General features: G+C 64.1%; 16 protein-coding genes. 12 read left to right on the top strand and 4 right to left on the bottom strand.

The genetic code is table 11. The annotated features are described in order from the left end of the window. The first annotated feature begins 167 nt into the window (after nt 1-167). The 12 genes from B9N93_RS06375 (at nt 168) to B9N93_RS06320 (ending at nt 17,265) form a co-directional block, all read left to right on the top strand. Nucleotides 168-1,070 carry a GTP-binding protein gene (locus B9N93_RS06375; protein WP_176225156.1) on the top strand — a complete coding sequence of 301 codons (903 nt, stop codon included), beginning with the start codon at nt 168-170 and terminating at the stop codon, nt 1,068-1,070. Between the two features lie 100 nt (nt 1,071-1,170). Further along, nucleotides 1,171-1,530: a hypothetical protein gene (locus B9N93_RS06370; RefSeq protein WP_085211949.1), complete on the top strand. Its 360-nt coding sequence runs from the start codon at nt 1,171-1,173 to the stop codon at nt 1,528-1,530. A gap of 782 nt (nt 1,531-2,312) precedes the next feature. Continuing rightward, entirely contained in the window at nt 2,313-3,905 is a 1,593-nt protein-coding gene (locus B9N93_RS25370) for a methyl-accepting chemotaxis protein (RefSeq protein WP_085211947.1), read from the top strand. A 206-nt stretch (nt 3,906-4,111) separates the two neighbouring features. Continuing rightward, nucleotides 4,112-5,590, top strand: coding sequence for a complex I subunit 4 family protein (locus B9N93_RS06360; protein ID WP_085211945.1), 1,479 nt, complete (start codon nt 4,112-4,114; stop codon nt 5,588-5,590). Nucleotides 5,591-5,600: 10 nt separating this feature from the next. Beyond that, nucleotides 5,601-8,858, top strand: coding sequence for a DUF2309 domain-containing protein (locus tag B9N93_RS06355; protein ID WP_085211943.1), 3,258 nt, complete (start codon nt 5,601-5,603; stop codon nt 8,856-8,858). Further along, entirely contained in the window at nt 8,851-10,362 is a 1,512-nt protein-coding gene (locus B9N93_RS06350) for a proton-conducting transporter transmembrane domain-containing protein (RefSeq protein ID WP_085211941.1), read from the top strand. The genes B9N93_RS06355 and B9N93_RS06350 overlap by 8 nt, the downstream gene beginning before the upstream one ends. A gap of 5 nt (nt 10,363-10,367) precedes the next feature. After that, the gene (locus B9N93_RS06345; RefSeq protein WP_085211939.1) at nt 10,368-11,870 is read left to right on the top strand and encodes a complex I subunit 4 family protein; all 1,503 of its coding nucleotides are present in this window, start codon (nt 10,368-10,370) and stop codon (nt 11,868-11,870) included. A gap of 11 nt (nt 11,871-11,881) precedes the next feature. Next, a complete protein-coding gene (locus B9N93_RS06340; protein ID WP_085211936.1) occupies nt 11,882-13,441 on the top strand; it encodes a complex I subunit 4 family protein in 1,560 nt (519 codons plus the stop codon). 144 nt (nt 13,442-13,585) lie between these two features. After that, nucleotides 13,586-14,227 carry a carbonic anhydrase gene (locus B9N93_RS06335; RefSeq protein ID WP_085211934.1) on the top strand — a complete coding sequence of 214 codons (642 nt, stop codon included), beginning with the start codon at nt 13,586-13,588 and terminating at the stop codon, nt 14,225-14,227. Between the two features lie 9 nt (nt 14,228-14,236). Then, nucleotides 14,237-15,856, top strand: coding sequence for a SulP family inorganic anion transporter (locus B9N93_RS06330; protein WP_085211932.1), 1,620 nt, complete (start codon nt 14,237-14,239; stop codon nt 15,854-15,856). Nucleotides 15,857-15,922: 66 nt separating this feature from the next. Further along, the gene (locus B9N93_RS06325; RefSeq protein ID WP_085211930.1) at nt 15,923-16,534 is read left to right on the top strand and encodes a peptidylprolyl isomerase; all 612 of its coding nucleotides are present in this window, start codon (nt 15,923-15,925) and stop codon (nt 16,532-16,534) included. A 5-nt stretch (nt 16,535-16,539) separates the two neighbouring features. Continuing rightward, nucleotides 16,540-17,265, top strand: a complete 726-nt coding sequence (locus B9N93_RS06320) for a UDP-2,3-diacylglucosamine diphosphatase (protein WP_085211928.1) — start codon at nt 16,540-16,542, stop codon at nt 17,263-17,265. A 15-nt stretch (nt 17,266-17,280) separates the two neighbouring features. On the opposite strand, the gene B9N93_RS25365 is transcribed toward B9N93_RS06320, so the two are convergent. From B9N93_RS25365 to B9N93_RS06305, 4 genes are read right to left on the bottom strand one after another with little or no spacing between them, the layout of a single operon-like run. After that, nucleotides 17,281-17,430 (bottom strand): hypothetical protein, encoded by a 150-nt coding sequence (locus tag B9N93_RS25365; protein WP_176225155.1) that lies wholly within the window; start codon nt 17,428-17,430, stop codon nt 17,281-17,283. 54 nt (nt 17,431-17,484) lie between these two features. Continuing rightward, a complete protein-coding gene (locus B9N93_RS06315) occupies nt 17,485-17,715 on the bottom strand; it encodes an FmdB family zinc ribbon protein (protein ID WP_085211926.1) in 231 nt (76 codons plus the stop codon). Between the two features lie 39 nt (nt 17,716-17,754). Continuing rightward, nucleotides 17,755-18,177 (bottom strand): protoporphyrinogen oxidase HemJ, encoded by a 423-nt coding sequence (hemJ, locus tag B9N93_RS06310; RefSeq protein WP_085211924.1) that lies wholly within the window; start codon nt 18,175-18,177, stop codon nt 17,755-17,757. A 4-nt stretch (nt 18,178-18,181) separates the two neighbouring features. Further along, entirely contained in the window at nt 18,182-18,673 is a 492-nt protein-coding gene (locus B9N93_RS06305; protein ID WP_085211921.1) for a TlpA disulfide reductase family protein, read from the bottom strand. Between the last annotated feature and the right edge of the window lie 10 nt (nt 18,674-18,683).

The raw sequence follows: 18,683 nt of genomic DNA, 5'->3' as shown, positions 1-18,683 counted from the left end.
ACGGGTTTATGCCGATAGCAAAAAGACATTGCAGCATGAAAGAGAGTTCCTACCTGCCGATTGGCAAGAACCTTTTGCATACTAATTTGTCCATGACCCGCAGGCACGCAATGAACAACCCACATACCCCCTCCCGCTCCCTCCCTATTCGGATCGCCTTATGCGGATTGTCCAACCCCGACGAGGCCACCGTTCTGAATAACCTGTTTTCCCACGCCAACCGCTGGCAACAGCCCTGGCAAGTCGTACCGGACGCCGACATGGCGGATTTGCTGCTGGTCACGGCGAATTCCTCCGAGGAACTGGCTGGCTGGCATAGCGATACCGGCGGTTTCACCCAAGACCGCTTGATTTGTTACTCACAGCAACGGCCACAAGAAGCACGCTGGCATCTACGCCGCCCTCCGCAAGGACAAACACCCTCCCCCCTCGAATTCACCATCCTGCTCAAGGAAATCAGCCAGGCCTTGGCCCTCGCCACACCGGCGCCGACCGGGCTACAACCAGCCCCGCGGCCCCGCGCCCAGCCGTTCGACTGGCGGGAGAAACTGAAAATATTGATCGTGGGCAGCGTCGGTTCGGGCAAAACCACCGCCATCTCCACCCTATGCGGCGACAAGGTGATCTCCACCGAGGCCGCGCCCAGCGACCAAACCCAGTTGCATAAGCAATCCACCACCGTGGCCATGGACTTCGGCACCCTGGCCCTGAACGAGGACACCCAACTCCATGTGTATGGCGCTCCCGGCCAACGGCGCTTCGACTTCATGGGCGAAATACTCATCCAAAAAGCCTTGGGGATCATCATCCTGGTCAGCAACGCGGCCAGCGACTCCATCAAGGAACTGAATTATTATCTGGACGCCCACCGGGAATTCCTGGCGAACCACCACGCCGTCATCGGCGTCACCCATAACGACGTCAGCCCCACCCCCTCGCTGAACGAATATACCCGCGCCCTCCAGGCCAGGGGTGCATCCTGGCCGATTTTCAAGGTCGATGCCCGCCAACACGGCGACCTGATGCAACTGGTCACGACCCTGCTCGGCTCGACCATCGCCCATGGTTGACCAAGCGATCCTTCTCAAAACCTTCAAGGACCTTTTCCGCCGCGAAAGCCATGAAGGACCCTCCCTCGCGGCAACCCATAACCATAAGGAAACTCAATCTATGGCAAATACCGTTGACTCTCTCAAAAAACTGGATGGTTTCATCGCCGCCGCCCTGGTCGATTCCAGCAGCGGCATGATGCTCGAATCGCTGGTGGTCGGTAATTACCCGGTGGAAATCGCCGCGGCGGCCAATACCGAAGTGTTACAGTCCAAGCTCAAGGCGATGGATGCCATCGGCCTCGGCGACGACAACATCGAAGACATCCTGATCAGCCTCGGCAGCCAGTATCATTTGCTGCGCCCACTGACTTCCAACCGCGAAATCTTCATCTATCTCGCCCTGGACCGTAGCCGCGCCAATCTGGCGATGGCCCGGCTGGAATTGAAAAAGGTGGAAAGCTCGATCAAGCGCATCTAACCCGCCCCCCGGTTCGATAGCGATCCCGGTTTATCCAGCCTAAACCGCATTGGCGGAACGCCCGGCGTTCCGCCAATGCGGCCCCTCTCCCAACCCCTTCCAGTCCAAATCGACCGTCCCGGCCTAGCCCGCCAATTCCAGGCAACCGGCAAACCGCTTTCCTGGCGGCACTACCCGACCTCGATTATCTGATTTATTGACTGGGCGGCGGTCTTCACTCCCGGATCGGGATTCTACCCAGCGCCGGAAGCCTGAATATCCTTAACGGCTATTTTTGGCGCAACCTCTCCATAGAAACCCTTATTTTACTCCCCATCTCGTTGTATATCGCCTGAGGGGCGGTTTTGGCAAAATATCCCCTTATCGCATTCGTGCTTGGTGGCTGCCATAACACTGGATTGCCTATTTGGACTCGGGCTGAGCCGCCGACCGGAATCCAACTTCTTTTTCATCCAACCCATAGCGTTTTCAGCGGAAATACCCCTATCCAAAGTGACTCTCATATCCCCTGCGAACACCTACCACGAACTTTCCGACAACTAGGGGGCACCTCTACGTCCCCATTCCGCGCCTAGAGAAATAACATATAAAAATCATATATTTAATCCCATCGCCGACGGCGCGGCGGATTTCGCCGTCCAAAACGCCCCGCATGGTCTATGCTCTGGACAATTGTATTCTTCAGCCCGGTAGGATGGGGCATGGCATGGAAGCTCCTGGCGTGTGGCGAAACCCAGGCGGTTCGATGGATAAGCATCGCCCGCGCCTAATTCCAAGACCCGATGGCCCATTATCGGTGGGACGGGCTTGGCTCGGCCTTTTCCGGTGATACGAGATTGAGTCATTGCCACCGGCTAGGCGGCGGCATCATACAAATCGATCTTATAGCGGTTTTCCAGTTTTTCACACGAACATTTGGAGGCATTATGTTTACAACAATGAGCGCAAAAACAAAACTGGGCTTCGGGCTTATTATTATTTTATTACTTGGCATATCGATCAAATCCGTTATAACTCTTTCCCAAACCGCCATTACCCTTGAGGAAATTACCCAGGACCGCTATCCCAAAACCGTGATCGCCAACGAGCTTATCAAGCGCAGCTTGGATAATGGGCGTTTAGCACACAACCTAATTTTTCTCAACGATACAGTGACCACTGATCAAACCATCAAAGCGATGGAAGAAAATCGGAGAAAAAATGCCGAAGACCTGGAAAAATTAGACAAAATGATTAACACCGCCCGCGGTCGCGGGCTGTTCAACACCATTGTTGCCAAGCGTTCCATGCTGGGTACCCTATACGAGCCGCTATATCAACAAATCAAAATCGACCGTCAGAAAGCCGCCCAATTCATCATGCACGATTTCGGCCCGGCCAGTACCGCCTATTGGGGGGATTTGGAAGAATTGGCAAAATTCCAAGGGGAACTGATGAAAACCATCTCCGACTCCGCGCTAGAAAACATGGCGCAAGCGCGGGTCTGGTTGATCGGTTTGGCCACCAGCGCCTTGATTATCTCCCTGGGCACCGCCTTCTGGATCATCCGCCTGATGAACCAGCAAGTCGCCAAACTCGCGGAAACCGTGGGCAGGATCGCGAACGCCTCGGAACAGGTGAACACCACAGCGCAAACCCTGAGCCAGGGGGCCAGCGAGCAATCGGCCAGCGTGGAGGAAACCAGCGCCTCGCTCGAAGAAATCACGGCCTCGGTGACCCAGAACACCGAGAACGCGAAAGTCACCAACGGCGTGGCGACCCAGGCTTCCTCGGTGGCCGCCGACGGTGCCCAAGCCATGCGGGAGACGGTGGCGGCGATGCAACAAATCGCCGAACGGATCGGGATCATCGACGACATCGCCTACCAAACCAATCTCCTGGCGCTGAACGCGGCCATCGAAGCGGCCCGCGCCGGGGAATACGGCAGGGGCTTCGCGGTGGTGGCCGCCGAGGTGCGGAAGCTGGCCGAGCGCAGCCAAGTGGCGGCCCAGGAAATCGGCGCGGTGGCGGACAAGAGCGTGCGGCTGTCGGAACAGGCCGGGCAACTCATCATCGGCAATATCGTGCCCTCGATCCAGAAAACCTCGGACCTCATCCAGGAGATCACGGCGGCTTCGGAAGAGCAGTCGGCGGGGGTCGGCCAAATCAACACCGCCCTGGCCCAGATCAGCCTGGCCACCCAGCAAAACGCCGCGGCCTCGGAGGAACTGGCGGCGACGGCCCAGGAGATGAAGCACCAGACGGTGGAATTGAAACAGGTCATCGCGCTGTTCACAGGGACCGGGGGCGAGCAGGACTTCGTTCCCCAACCCATGGCCCATATGCCCCTTCCGCGCTCCAACCTGCCGCAGCCGGGCAAATTCACGTCGTTCTAACCGCTCCCGCCCCCCGGTGGAAAACCGGGGGGCTCGTCCCGCGCAGCTTGGTTCACGGTTCAAATCCACCTCATATCCCGCCGTCCCAGCCAAAAATCCAGCGCGATGGTTTTCCTAAACCAGCGTCCATGGTATTTTTGAACCACTCCATCCCACCCTCAACCACACGCCCCCGCCGGCAAGGCCCGGACTCCCTCCGAATACCCATGCAAATCCTGAGTTTGATCCTTTGGACACCGTTCCTGGGTGCCTTGGCCTTGGCCTTCGTGCCGCCCTGGCGCAGGCGCTTGATCCGCCGCATCGCCTTCGCCAGCGCCGGGCTGACCGCGCTGTTGGCCTGTGGCCTGCCTTGGGGTTTCGATACCACGGCGCCCAGCGTGCAATTCATGGAATCCAGGGTCTGGAACCCGGAACTCGGCAGTTATTACGCCCTGGGCGTGGATGGCGTTTCCTTGCCCATGGTGCTGCTGTCCAGCGTGCTATGCCTGGTGGCCCTGGTGGCCTCGGGCGGCGTGAAGCAACGCGCCAAGGGCTACCACATCGCCCTGCTGGCCCTGGAATTCGGGATGCTCGGGGTGTTCATGGCGCAGGATTGGTCGCTGTTCTTCGTGTTCTGGGAGCTGACCCTGATTCCCCTGTTCTTCCTTATCGACCAATGGGGCGGGCCGCGCCGCCATACCGCCAGCCTCAATTTCGTGCTGTATACCATGGGTGGCTCGGTGTTCATGCTGATGAGCCTTTTGCTGATCTTCACCCTCTCGGCGGAGCATTCCACCGGCATGGACGCCATGCTCCGCACCGCCCGCGCCCTGCCCCGCGAGCAACAGCTGTGGGTGTTCCTGGGGTTCCTGATCGGCTTCGGGGTCAAGATGCCGGTCTTCCCCCTGCATGGCTGGCTACCCCTGGCCCATGTCGAAGCGCCCAGCCCGGTCAGCATCCTGTTGTCCGGGGCCATGCTCAAGATGGGCGCCTATGGACTCATCAAGGCCACCGGGATGCTCCCGGCCGCCGCCTTGGAACTACACGGCTGGCTGGCGGGGATGGCCCTGGTCAGCATCCTCTACGGGGCTTTGCTGGCGTTCCGGCAGACCGACCTCAAAGCCATGATCGCCTATTCCTCGGTCAGCCATATGGGCGTGGTCCTGCTCGGCATCGCCTCCCTAAACCAGGCCGGATTGCTGGGCGCGGTCCTGCAAATGAGCGCCCATGGCTTGACCGCCGCCATCCTGTTCCTGCTGGCCGGGTTGTTGTACGAGCGCACCCATACCCGCGAAATCGCCGATTACGGCGCATTGGCCCAGACTGCGCCACGCTGCGCCGGGTTCGCCACCTTGGCCCTACTGGCGGCGATGGGCTTGCCGGGTTCGGCGGGCTTCGTGGCGGAATTGCACGCGCTCGTCGGCGGCTTCCAGCGCTTCGGCTGGACCATGGCCTGCACCAGTGTGGGCATCCTGGTCGGCGCGGCCTATGGCTTGCGCGTGGTGGACGGTTTGTTCGCCGGGGTGCCGCAGCCCGGCCTGAATGGCATCGCCGATTTGCGCGGCCACGAACTCGCCGCCGCCGGGGCGCTAGCGCTCGGCATCCTGTGGCTGGGCTTGGCCCCGACCGGTGCCATCGCCTTGATGAGCGCCAAGGTGGGCGAACTCAGCGCCTTGTTCGTCCCCAAATTCATGCCGCCGCTCTGAGGGGGAAGCCATGTCCGCGCCGCACGCCCCGACCGCTCTTCCCACCACCGACGATCCCCGCGCCTTGTTGGAAGCGGCGGTGGCCCAGCTCGACCCCATCCTGCCCGGCCAAGCGCCGATCCTGGATTTCGTCCACCACAACACTTTGCACGGCTATCAACACCTGCCGTTTGCCGCGGCGCTGGACGCCGCCGAGCGCCTGACCGGGAACCGGGGCTATCTGCCGGAATCCGAGTTCCGCCGTTTTTACGCCCAGGGCCGCATCCTGGACGAAGACCTGGATGCCGTCCTGGCGGAACATGCCGACGGAGCCGAAGGCTGGACGGTGAATGGCCGCGCCATCACCCGGCAAGCGGTGTACCGCATCGCCCTGGTCCATGGCGTGGAGCCGCTCGCACCCGCCGAACTGGCTTGGCGGGCTGCGGAATTCCAGGTTCTGGAGCGCCTGCAAGACGATCTGCCCGCGACGGCGCGTCGCCACCTCCTCGACGCCTATCGACGCGGATGGGCCGACCCCAGGGCTGCGGTCAACGAGCGGGCGCTGGTGGCCGAGTTGTGGAACGCTTGCCTGGAAACGCTGGGCATCGAGGAGGCACCGCCCGGTCCAGCGGCACCGCCAACCGTGGACCCATCGGCCCACCGCCAGCGGCGCGAGGCCGCCCGCGCCCTGCTGGAAACCGCCTGGGCCGACCTGGGCGAGGGCACCACCCTGCGCGGCCTGATCCTCGGCCTGACCGGAACCGATGTGCTGGACACGGTGCGCCCGGCCTTGATCCGCCACACCGCCGCCCACCTGGACCAAGGCTTGGCCGCCTGGACCGTCCCGGACCGCGGCGCGGGACTCTACGCCGGTTGGCGCGGATTGGCCGTGGACGATGTGGGCCATCTGCTGGCCGAAACCCCCGATGGGCGGGCCACGCTCCAAGCCTTGCCGGTCCAGGCCGTGGACGCCGTCGCGGGCGAACTCACCCGGCTGGAGCTGCCGCGCGACCGCTGGGCAGGCTATCTGCGGCGGCTGGCGCTGGAATTGCCGGGCTGGTCCGGTTTGGTGAACTGGCGGGCCACCCGTCCCGGCTACGCGGCCAACCGCGCCGCGCCCACCGCCCTGATGGATTATCTGGCGATCCGGCTGGTGCTGGACCGGCTGGCCCTGGAACAGGTGTGTCGGGCAACCTGGGGCGTTGCCGCCACCCTGCCCGCCCTACGCGGTCATTTCGAGCGCAACTTCTCGGAATTCCTGGTGCGGCACAGCCTGTTCCAAGGCCGCTTGCCGGAATCACTGGCCCAGGCCGTCCGCCGCGCACTGGCCGAGGCCGGGAACGAACCCGCCGACCGCGAGCGTTGGCGCGGACTGGCCGACCAGGTTTTCGCCTGGAACCAACGGGCCGGCCGGCCCCAGGCGCCGACCCCGCACGGCGACGGCTGGCGCTTGTTCCGCCTGGCCCAGCACCTCGGTTGGTGCGGGCGGGATATCCGCGCGGTTGCGTCCAGCGGCTGCGCGGAACTATTGTCCACCCTGGATGGATTCACGCCCTCCCGGCGCGGCTTCCTCTGGCTCAACGCCTACGAACGCCGCTACCGTGAAGACCTCTTCAACGCCCTCGCCCACAACCGGGGCCGCGGTCCCTGGGCCGGGCGCGGGGAACGGCCCGCAGCGCAAATCATCTTCTGCATGGACGACCGCGAGGAAGGTTTCCGCCGCCACCTGGAAGAAATCAACCCCCGGTTGGAAACCCTGGGCGCGGCGGGTTTCTTCGGGGTGGCGCTCAACTGGCGGGGTTTGGACGATGCCCAGGTCACGCCGCTCTGTCCCGTCGTGGTCACGCCCGCGCACGAAGTCCGGGAAACGCCCCGCGCCGGGCAAACCGCCGCGCAAGACCGCCACGAGCGGGGCCGCGCCTTCTGGCGGAAGCTCTCGGCCCTATTCCATCAGGAAATCCGCCGCAACCTCGTCACCTCGTCCTGGCTGATGCCGGTCTTGGCCCCAGGCGTCCTGCTGAACCTCTGGGCCAAGCTCGCCCTGCCCCTGCGCCAAGCCGGTCTGGCCGGATGGATCAAAACCCGGCTGGTGCCCCAAGTCCCCACCCAACTCGCGCTCACCGCCCCGGACGACGGCCCGCCCGCCACGCCCGCCCGGCCCCGGCTGGGCTTCACCGACGCCGAGCAGGCCGACCGGGTGGCCGGTTTCCTCCGCAACACCGGGTTGACCTATGGTTTCGGTCCCCTGGTGGTGCTGATGGGCCATGGCTCGATCAGCCAGAACAATCCCCATCTCGCGGCCTACGATTGCGGGGCGTGCAGCGGACGCCACGGCGGGCCCAACGCCCGCGCCTTCGCCGCCATGGCCAACCGCCCGGCGGTGCGGGCGCTGCTGGCCGGGCGCGGCATCGTTATCCCCGCCGACACCCGGTTCATCGGGGCGGAACACAACACCTGCAACGAGGATATCGAATGGTTCGACCTGGCGGACCTGCCGCCCGCCGCCCGGCCCGGCTTCGACCGGCTCAAGGCCGAATTGGACCGGGCGCGGCAACTTTCCGCCCACGAACGCTGCCGCAGATTGGCCTCGGCCCCGCGCCGACCCAGCCCCGCCAGCGCCCTGGCCCATATCCAAGGCCGCGCCGCCGATTTCAGCCAAGCCCGCCCGGAACTGGGCCATGCCACCAATGCCGCCGCCGTGATCGGACGGCGTTCCCTGAGCCGGGGGGTGTTCTTCGACCGGCGGGTGTTCCTGATTTCCTACGATCCCAGCCAAGACCCCACCGGCACGGTGTTGGAGGGCATCTTGCTCGCGGTGGGTCCGGTGGGGGCGGGAATCAACCTGGAATATTATTTTTCCACCGTGGATAACGAGCGCTATGGCTGCGGGACCAAAGTGCCGCATAACGTGGCGGGCTTGTTCGGGGTGATGGAAGGCACGGCCAGCGACCTGCGTACCGGATTGCCCCGGCAGATGGTCGAAATCCACGAAGCCATGCGCTTGCAGGTCGTGGTGGAGCATCAACCGGAGGTGCTGGCGGCGATCTACCAACGCCAGCCGCCGCTGCGGGAATTGATCGGCAATGGCTGGCTGCATCTGGCCAGCCTCGACCCCGCCAGCGGAGCGATAGCCCGGTTCGTGCCGGGCCGGGGCTTCGAGCCTTGGACGCAAGAACTACGGCCCTTGGCGGAAGTGGCGCGGTCCGGGGATTGGTATGCGGGGAAAAGCGGAGCCTTGGGACCGGCTTTGATCCGACAGGCGGCGGGCGGGGATCGCGCCCATGCTTGATGGGCTCGTCCCCGCCATCATCCTACCGCCCATCCTGGCCGCCGCCGCGCTGGGCCTGGGCCTGCTCACGGGCCGAATCCACGGCGAAGCCTGGGAACGCGCCAGCGCCCGGCTGGTCACGGGCGCGACCGCGTCGAGCCTGCTCGCCGCGCTCGCCGCAACCTTCTGGCGCGGCCAGGGCTCGATCCCGGAACAAATCAACTTCGGTCCCTGGCTGGAAAGCGGCGATTACCGCATCGATATCAGCTTCCACGCCGACGGCCTGGGGCTTGGACTCTCGTTGTTGTTCGGGCTGTTCGCCTGGATGGTGGCGCGGTTCTCGGTCCATTACCTGCACCGGGAAACCGGATTCCACCGCTTTTTCATGATCCTGGCCCTGTTCGCCGGGGCCATGCAGTTGATCGTGCTGGCAGGCAACGCGCCCCTGGCCTTCGCGGGCTGGGAACTGGCGGGCGTCTGTTCCTACCTGCTCATCGCCTATGCCTACGACCGCCCGACGGCGGTGGGCAACGCCACCCGAGCCTTCGTCACCAACCGGGTCGGGGACGCCGGTTTCGTGCTGGGGATTTATTTCGCCTATGTCTGGACCGGAGGCGTGGAATGGCCGCAAATCCTGGCCCAAGGCGCGGCCTTGGAACCGGCCAAGGCGGGCGTCCTCGCCGCCTGTTTCCTGCTGGCGGCGACGGCCAAATCGGCCCAAATACCCTTCGCGCCCTGGCTGGCCCGCGCCATGGAAGGGCCGACGCCTTCGAGCGCGGTGTTCTACGGCGCGGTGATGGTCCATGCCGGGGTGTATTTGGTGCTGCGCTTGGAGCCGGTGTTTTCCCAAGCCCCGCTGGTCATGGCTTTGATGGCGCTGTTGGGACTGGCGACGGCTTTGTATGGCTTCCTGTGCGGACTGGTGCAGACCGATGTGAAATCGGCCCTGGTGTTTTCGACAATGGGCCAGGTCGGGCTGATGTTCCTGGAATGCGGGCTGGGGCTGTGGAGCCTCGCGGCTTGGCATCTCGCGGCCCATGCCGTGGTGCGCGGCTATCAATTCCTCACCGCGCCCGCGCTCATGCACCACATCGCCGGGATGCCCACCCGCCCGCCCCCCGCCTGGATGGCGCGGCAGCGCTGGCTGTATCTGGCGGCGACGCGGCGGTTCTGGCTGGAGGAGGCGGTGGATATCTTCACCACCCGGCAAGTCCAGGGCTATGCCGCCGATTTGGAGCGTTTCGACGGCGCCGTGGTCGATCCCCTGATCGGACTATCGAGTCCCGCCGCGCCCAGCGTGGACGGCGGCGCTCCGCACCTGGGCGGCTTGCCGGGGCGGGTCCTCCAACGCATCGCCGAAAGCCTGCATTGGTTCGAGGAACGGCTGGTGCTGGCGGGCGTGGGCCGTGATTTGATCGCCCAGGGCCGCAAGCTCGGCACCCAACTCAACCGCATCGAGGCGGGCCTGTTGCGGCCCCGCTATCCGACCCTTTTGGTCGTCATCGTTTTGCTCGCCTGTTTGTAACCGCCATGCCCATCGCCCCTAGCCCAGCGTTCCCGGTCTGCGCCGCTTTGATCGCCCTGCCTGGGCTGGGCCTGTTGGTCCTGCCGCTGACCCGTAGCCGCCGGGAAACCTTGCTGGCCTCCCTGTTGATCGCCGGGCTGGAATTAGCCTTGGCGGGCTATGCGCTGTACGCGCTGGACCCCGGTTCGGCCCAGGCGCAATTCGTGGAGCGCGTCGCCTTGTTGCCCTTTTTGAATTGGCACAGCGGCATCGATGGGCTGAACGCGCTGTTCATCGCCGCCACGGCCTTGTCGGGCCTGTGGCTGGTGTTGTACGGGCATGTGGCCGGGGCCAAACCGCCCGGCCAGTACATGGCGGCGATCTTCGGCTACGAGGCGGTGTTGATGGGCTTGTTCACGGCGCTGGACGCCCTGCAATTCTGGCTGCTGGCCGGGATCGAAATGCTGCCCGCCGCCTATATTTCGCTGCGCTGGGGCCGGGGCCGCGAACGGCGGCGGGCCACAGGGTTGTATGTGCATTTCATCGTCAGCGGCTTGTTCCTGCTGGGGGTGGGACTGGCCATCCTGGGCTGGAACCATGCTGACGCCACCGGGGATTGGTCGTTCGAACTGGCCGACCTCGCCGCCACGCCGCCCGCGGGGAGCCTGCAAAACCTGGCGTTCGCCTTCGTGTTCTTCGGGCTGGGGGTAAGGATGGCGCAATTCCCTTTCCATGCCTGGCTACCCGAACTCTCCCAGCACGGCACCTTGGCCACCGCCGGGGTGTTCCTGGTCGGCACCAAACTGGGCATCTATGCCTTGCTGCGCTTCCTGCCGCTACTGCCCGAGGCCGTCCATGCCTTCAAGCCGCTGGCGGCGGGCCTGGGGCTGTGCGGGATTTTCTACGGGGCGCTGCTGGCCCTGATGCAATTGAACCTGCGCCGCCTCCTGGCCTTCGCGGCGGTCAGCCATACCGGCATGTTGGTGATCGGGGTGTTCTGCCTGAACCGGGAAGGCTTGGCCGGGGCGCTGCTGCTGGCGGTCAATTTCGGGGTGGCGGCGAGCGCCTTGTTGTTCGCCTCGGGTTTGGTATTGCACCGGGCCGGCAGCGCCTTGCTGCCGCGGCTGGGGGAATTGTTCGATCCCATGCCGCTGCTGGGCCTGACCTTCCTGCTGGCCGCGCTCAGCACCATGGCGATGCCGGGCACGCCCGGTTTCGACGCCGCCCATCTGCTGCTGGAAGGGGCCATCGAAACCCATGACTGGGGCGTGGCGACCGCGCTCGCCATCGGCAACGTGCTGGCAGCGGCGTTCTTGTTGCGGGCGTTCCAACAGGCGTTTTTGGCTCCGCGCCGGGAAACCGTGATCCGCCCGCTCAAAACCCGGCTCGGTTGGACGGAAGCCTTGCTGACCGGCAGTTTATGCGCGGTGCTGGTGGGCGTGGGATTTTATTCCGAGCCTTGGCTGGCCCTGGTGGAAACCTCGGTGGGAGCGCTGGCGGCGCGGTTCGATCCTATTTCCAAACCTTGACAGGCTCCCGGATGCATCCCGCTGGTTTCCCTTATCTCTCCCTGCTGGTCCTGCTGCCGCTCGCCGCCGCTGTCCCGCTGTTATTCGGCTGCCGCGAGGCACGGACGGCCCGGCGCTACGCCCTGGCCGTGGCGGGCGTGGAATTAGCGTTGTCCCTCGGCCTGTTCGCGGCATTCGACGGCACGGTCACCGGGATGCAATTCATCGAGCGCCACCCTTGGATACCCAGTTTGAATCTTGAATACGCTTTGGGGCTGGATGGCTTGTCGCTGCCGTTCCCGGCCCTGACCGCGCTGTTGACCCTCGCGGTGATGGTGGCGTCCTGGACCGCGGTGCTGACCCAGGTCCGGCTGTATCTGGCGCTGCTATTGCTGCTGGAAAGCGCCACCCTGGGCGTGTTCTGCGCCATCGACCTGGGCTTGTTCTTCCTGTGCTGGGAATTGACCCTGGTGCCGATTTTCTTCCTCATCAGCCTATGGGGCATCGGGCCGGAGCGCCGCCACGCCGCCCTGAAGTACACCTTGTTCATGCTGGGCGGCGGGATTCCCCTGCTGTTCGGCATCCTGCTGTTGGCCTTCGAGCATGGGCAGCAAATGGGGCTGCCCTTGCCGGGCGGGTTGTCGTTCGATTATCCGACCCTGCTCAAGCTGGCCCCGGCGGAGGAACCGCGCACGGCGGTCTTCCTGCTGTTGTTGCTGGGCTTCGCGGTGAAAGCGCCCTTGGTGCCGTTCCACACCTGGCTGCCGACGGTGGCGATGGAAGGCCCGGCGGGACTCGCGGCCTTGCTGACCGGGCTGAAGTTGGGCTTGTTCGGGATGCTGCGCTACGCCCTGCCCTTGGTGCCGGAAGCGGCCCAGCACCATGCTTGGCTCTTGAGTTTTCTGGGCAGCGTGGGCGTGGTGTATGGCGCTTTGCTCGCGCTCCGGCAGACCAACCTGCGGCGCTTGCTGGCCTATTCCAGCATCAGCCATGCCGGCTTGGTGGTGATCGGACTCGCCACGTTGAATCCGCAGGGCGTGCAGGGGGCGTTGTTCCAACTCATCAATTTCCCGCTGATCTCGGGCGGCTTGTTCTTGCTGGCGGGCTGCCTGCACCAGCGCTTGGGTTCGACCGACCTTATCCATGTGGGCGGCACGGCCCGGACCTTGCCGCGCTGGGCCGGTTTCCTGTTCTTGTTCGGGTTGGCGACCATGGGGGTGCCGGGCACCAATGGCTTCGCCGCCGAGCATTTGATCGTGATCGGGGCGTTCATCGCCCATCCCGGTTCGGGCTTCGCGGCCTTGCTCGGAGCGGTGCTGGGCGCGGCGTATTGCCTGGGCTTCTACCGGCGGGCGGGCTTCGGGCCGGTGTCGGCGGATGCTGGCCGGAGCGGGCTGGACCTGCGGCCCCGCGAAACCCTGCTGATGGCGATCCTGGCCGGCTTGGCGCTGTGGCTAGGGCTTGCGCCCGGCGTGGTACTGGACGCCAGCCGGGCCTCGGTGCAGGCTTGGGTCTACCATGTGAACCAGGTCGAGGATGCGCCCGCCTATGCCGATACCTTGAATTCGCCGACGCGCTATCTGGTGCCATAGGCCATCGGTCCTGGCCTGCTCCCAGGAACGGAACGCGGGAACCGGCGAATTCCCGCTATCCATCCCGCCAGAGGTGCGATACATTCCGCCCCATCCCAAACCCCATGGACCTTCAGTCTGGCCCCACCATCAAGGAACGCCGCCATGAGACCCTACGAACGCTTGCTACTGGAAAACAAAGCCTGGGCGGAAGAGAAGACCGTCCGCGAACCCGAATATTTCATGCGCCTCGCCAAGGCCCAGACCCCGGATTTCCTGTGGATCGGCTGCTCCGATAGCCGGGTGCCCGCCGAACTCACCATCAACGCCGAGCCGGGGGAAATCTTCGTCCACCGCAATATCGCCAACCAGGTCATCACCACCGATTTCAACAGCCTCAGCGTGGTGCAGTTCGCGGTGGCGGTGCTGAAGGTCAAGCACGTCATCGTCTGCGGCCATTACAACTGCGGCGGCGTGAAAGCCGCCCTGCAAAAGCAGCGCCCCGACCTGACCCTGGTCAACAAATGGCTGATGCACATCAAGGACGTGTACCGCTTGCACCAGGACGACATCGAAACCCTGCCGACCCGCGAGGCCCAGGTCGATAGATTGGTGGAGCACAACATCATCGAGCAAGTGTACCGGCTGGCCCATACCTCGATCATCCAACACGCCTGGAAGCAAGAGCGCCGCCCGTCCCTGCACGGCTGGGTCTACGGACTCGACGACGGCATCATCAAGGAATTGATCACCCTGACCCCGGACCATAGGATCGAATCGATCTACCAATATGCCGACCCGGACTGAGGCTACGGGATGAACCCCAAACGCCCCACGGACTATCTCGCCCATCTACGCCACGATGTACCCGCCGGGATCGTGGTGTTCTTGGTCGCCCTGCCCTTGTGCCTAGGCGTGGCCCTGGCTTCCGGCGCACCCTTGCTGGCGGGTTTGGTGACAGGACTCATCGGCGGTTTAGTGGTGACCTGGGCCAGCGGTTCCCAGCTCAGCGTCAGCGGCCCGGCGGCGGGGCTCACGGTCATCGTGCTGGGCTCCATCGAGAAGCTGGGGAGCTATCCGGCCTTCCTCTATAGCGTGGTGGTGGCGGGCCTCATGCAAGTCGTGCTGGGCTGGCTGCGGGCCGGGGTGATCGGGGCGTATTTCCCGGCGGCGGTCATCAAGGGCATGTTGGCGGCCATCGGCTTGATCCTGATCCTCAAGCAGATTCCGCACGCCGTGGGCTACGACGCCGACTACGAGGGCGACGAAGCCTTCACCCAGAACGACGCCCACACCACCTTCTCGGAATTGGCCTATTCGCTGGACGCGCTGTGTCCAGGGGCCATGGTGGTCAGCCTGGGAGCGATCCTGGTCATGCGGCTGTGGGAAACCGGATGGTTCAAGCGCAACCCGGTGTTGTCGCTGGTGCCCGGACCCTTGGCCGCCGTGGCTTGGGGCATCGGCTTCAACCTGTACAGCCGCGACCACGCGCCCGGATTCGCCATCCCGCCGGAACATCTGGTCAGCCTGCCGGGCTTCCATGGCGTCCAGGGCTTCCTGCAACAACTGGCCCCGCCGGATTTCGGGCAATGGGACAATCCCGAAGCCTATACCGTGGCCCTCACCCTGGCCTTGGTCGCCAGCCTGGAATCGCTGCTGAGCCTCGAAGCCGTGGACAAGCTCGACCCCTGGAAACGGGTCGCACCCACCGACCGCGAGCTACGGGCGCAAGGCTTGGGCAATATCCTCAGCGGGCTGCTGGGCGGCTTGCCGATGACCTCGGTGATCGTGCGCAGTTCGGCCAATGTGGTCGCGGGCGGCAGGACCAAGGTGGCGAGCTTCGTCCATGGCCTGCTTTTGCTCTTGAGCGTGTTGTGGCTCCCGGCCTATCTGAACCTGATCCCCCTGGCCTGCCTCGCCGCCATTTTGATCCTGACCGGCTACAAGCTGGCCCGGCCCCGGCTGTTCGTGGCGCTATACCGCAAGGGCATCAGTCAGTTCGCGCCCTTCCTCGTGACCCTGGTGGCGATCCTCCTGACCGATCTGCTCGAAGGCATCGCCATCGGCATGGTGTGCGGCATGTTCTACGTGATCCGCGCCAACTTCCACGCCGCCATCACCCTGACCCGCGATGGCCACCATTACCTGTTGCGGCTGCACAAGGACGTGTCCTTCCTGAACAAGGCACCGCTGCGCGATGTGCTGGGAAGGATCGGGGATGGCGGCTATGTCATCGTCGATGGCGGACGGGCGCAGTTCATCGACCAGGATATTTTGGAAACCCTGGCCGATTTCGTGGTCGCGGCGCGGGACCGGAATATCACGGTGGAATACAAGCACCTGGACGGGCAGTCCGGGGTGGTGACAGCAGCCGGGACGCGGCCCGCGCCCACGGACGCCCAAGCTCCGCTTGGGAACCGGCGGCGGCGCGGTTAAACTTGCGCCTTCTGGCGACCCCGCCATGGTTTTCCCAAAAAATCCCAATATCACGAGCGAACCACGATGCGAGTTCCAGCCGCCCTGTTCCTTTGCGCCCTTGGCCTGGCCCTGAACTGCCAAGCCGCCGACAAACCCAAACCCCAGGAGAAACCCAAAGTGACCGACACCTCCCCCCAAGTGAAACTGCAAACCAGCCTCGGCGATATCGTCATCAAGCTGGACGCCGCCAAAGCCCCCGCAACCGTCCAGAACTTCCTGGCCTACGTCAAGGAAGGCCATTACGACGGCACCATCTTCCACCGCGTCATCCCCGGCTTCATGGCCCAGGGCGGCGGCTTCACGGCGGATTTCACCCAGAAACCCACCCACGCCCCCATCAAGAACGAAGCCGACAACGGCCTCAAAAACCTGCGCGGCACCCTCGCCATGGCCCGCACCCCCGACCCGGATTCCGCCTCGGCGCAATTCTTCATCAACTACAAGGACAACGGCTTCCTGGACTTCAAGAGCAAAACCCCGCAGGGCTGGGGCTACGCCGTGTTCGGCGAAGTAACCTCCGGCATGGACGTGGTGGACAAGATGGCGACCATCCCCACCGGCAACCACGGCCCCTACGGCGACGTGCCCAAAACCCCCATCACCATCGAAAAAGCCACCCTTATCGGCGGCGAATAAGCCCCATGCGCCGGGAAACGCTGTTCGTCTCCGACCTGCACCTTTCAACCGCGCGGCCCGACACGGCGCGGCGTTTCCTGCGCTTCCTCGACGCCCAGGCATCCCAGGCCGAAAGGCTCTACATCCTGGGCGATTTGTTCGACGCCTATCTCGGCGACGACGACGATTCCCAGCCCAACCGCGCTGTCAAAGCGGGTTTGCGGCGGCTGGTGGACGGCGGCACCGAAGTTTTCTTCCAACATGGCAACCGCGATTTCCTGCTGGGCCAGCGCTTCGCGGAGGAAACCGGCGTCCGATTGCTCGGCGATTACGCTGTGATCGACCTCTACGGCACGCCTACCCTCCTGACCCACGGCGATTTGCTCTGCACCGACGATGTCCAGTACCAAACGGCCCGCGCCAGGATACGCACGGATGCCTGGAAACAGGACGCATTGGGCAAACCCTTGTGGCTGCGGCGGCTCTATGCCCGTTGGTACCGCATCAAGAGCGGCTTGGACAAAAGCGGCAAAACCTACGAGATCATGGACGTGAACGGGGACGCGGTGGCGGAAGCCCTACGCGGGGCGGGCGTGGCCCGGCTGATCCATGGCCATACCCACAGACCCCAGGTGCATGACATGAATATCGAGGGGAAAAGCGGCCAGCGCTTCGTACTGCCCGAATGGAACGGGGAAGAATGGGCGCTGTGCTTCGATGCGGCGGGATACAGGCGGGAGCGGATCGCCTGAACCCCGGAACAAGATTCAAGACCGGGCCAGCCAAGCCGCGAAGTCCTGCGGCTCCCTGCAATCCAACACGGCTTCGCCCTCCTCGCGGCCCACCTCTTCACCCTTGGCGAACACTTCCTGATAAAACCGCGTGTCCTTCCACTCGACATCGATCAAGTGCGGCATGGTTCCGATCTCCTCCCGCGGCAGGCGGGGCCATCCGCGGGAAGATATCTCGAACTAATGGCTATGCCCGCACATCCCCGAACCACAGCCCGCCGCCGCCGCCGGCACACCGCAGGGCGCGAATTCCTGGCGGCTGCTGGAACCGCCATGCACCGCCGGAGCCGATAACAGCTTCTTCACCTCGGTGCTGCCGCATTCCGGGCAAGGCGGGGCGGATTCGCTAATCTTGTGCATGGCGGTATAGGGATGGGAACAGGCTTGGCATTGATAGTCGTAGGTCGGCATGGCTTTCTCCGAAAGATGAATGAACAAGGCGCGGCGGCTTCAAAACGGCTTGACCACCGCCAGCACCACGATGGCGAATAGGAACAGCACCGGGATTTCGTTGGCCCAGCGGTAATAAACATGGCTGCGGACATTGCGGTCGTGCTTGAAGTCGTCCAGCCACTTACCGCACATGAAGTGATAGCCCACCAGCAGCACCAACAAGCCCAGTTTGGCGTGGAACCAACCCTGGCTGCCATAGCTGGCCCAGGCATAATCGGCCAGCATCCAGATACCGAACACGAAGGTCAGCACCATCCCCGGCGTCATGATGCCATAGTAGAGCTTGCGCTCCATGATCTTGAAGCGCTCCACGCCGACCGCGTCGGAACTCATGGCGTGATAGACAAACAAGCGCGGCAGATAGAACAAGCCGGCGAACCAAGTCACCATGAAAATCAAATGGAAGGCTTTCAACCACATGGAATCAGTTCTCTCCTAGCATGGGTTCGATCAAGGGGCTGAGTTCCTCGGCGGAAACCCGCCCCAGCTTATGCAGGACGACGCGGCCCTGGGGATCGAGCAGGAAATGGTTGGGCACCAGTTCGACCTCGCCGAACGCGGCGGCGATTTCCCCCAAGGGGTCCAAGGCCACCACATAGGGCAACCGCGCCGCCCGCGACAACTCGACCACATGGTTCGGCACATCGTAGCGCATCGCCACCGCGACCAGCTTGAAGCCGCGCCCGGCGTACTCGCGGTGGAGCGCGGCCAGAGCGGGCATTTCCTCGACGCAGGCCCGGCAATCGCTGGCCCAGAAGCTTACCAGCACCGGATGCCCCCGCAAGTCCCCGAGCCGGATACGCTCGCCCTGGAGGCTCATGAACACCACCTCGGGGGAAACGCCGCCCGCGAATCCGCGCCAAGCCAACACGGCGACCCAGGCCACCGCCAACCACAAGCCGAGCTTTATTTTCATAGCGCCCCAA

The organism is Methylomagnum ishizawai (genome assembly GCF_900155475.1).
Taxonomy (GTDB): Bacteria; Pseudomonadota; Gammaproteobacteria; order Methylococcales; family Methylococcaceae; genus Methylomagnum; species Methylomagnum ishizawai_A.
This window is presented reverse-complemented; position numbering and strand designations above follow the sequence as displayed.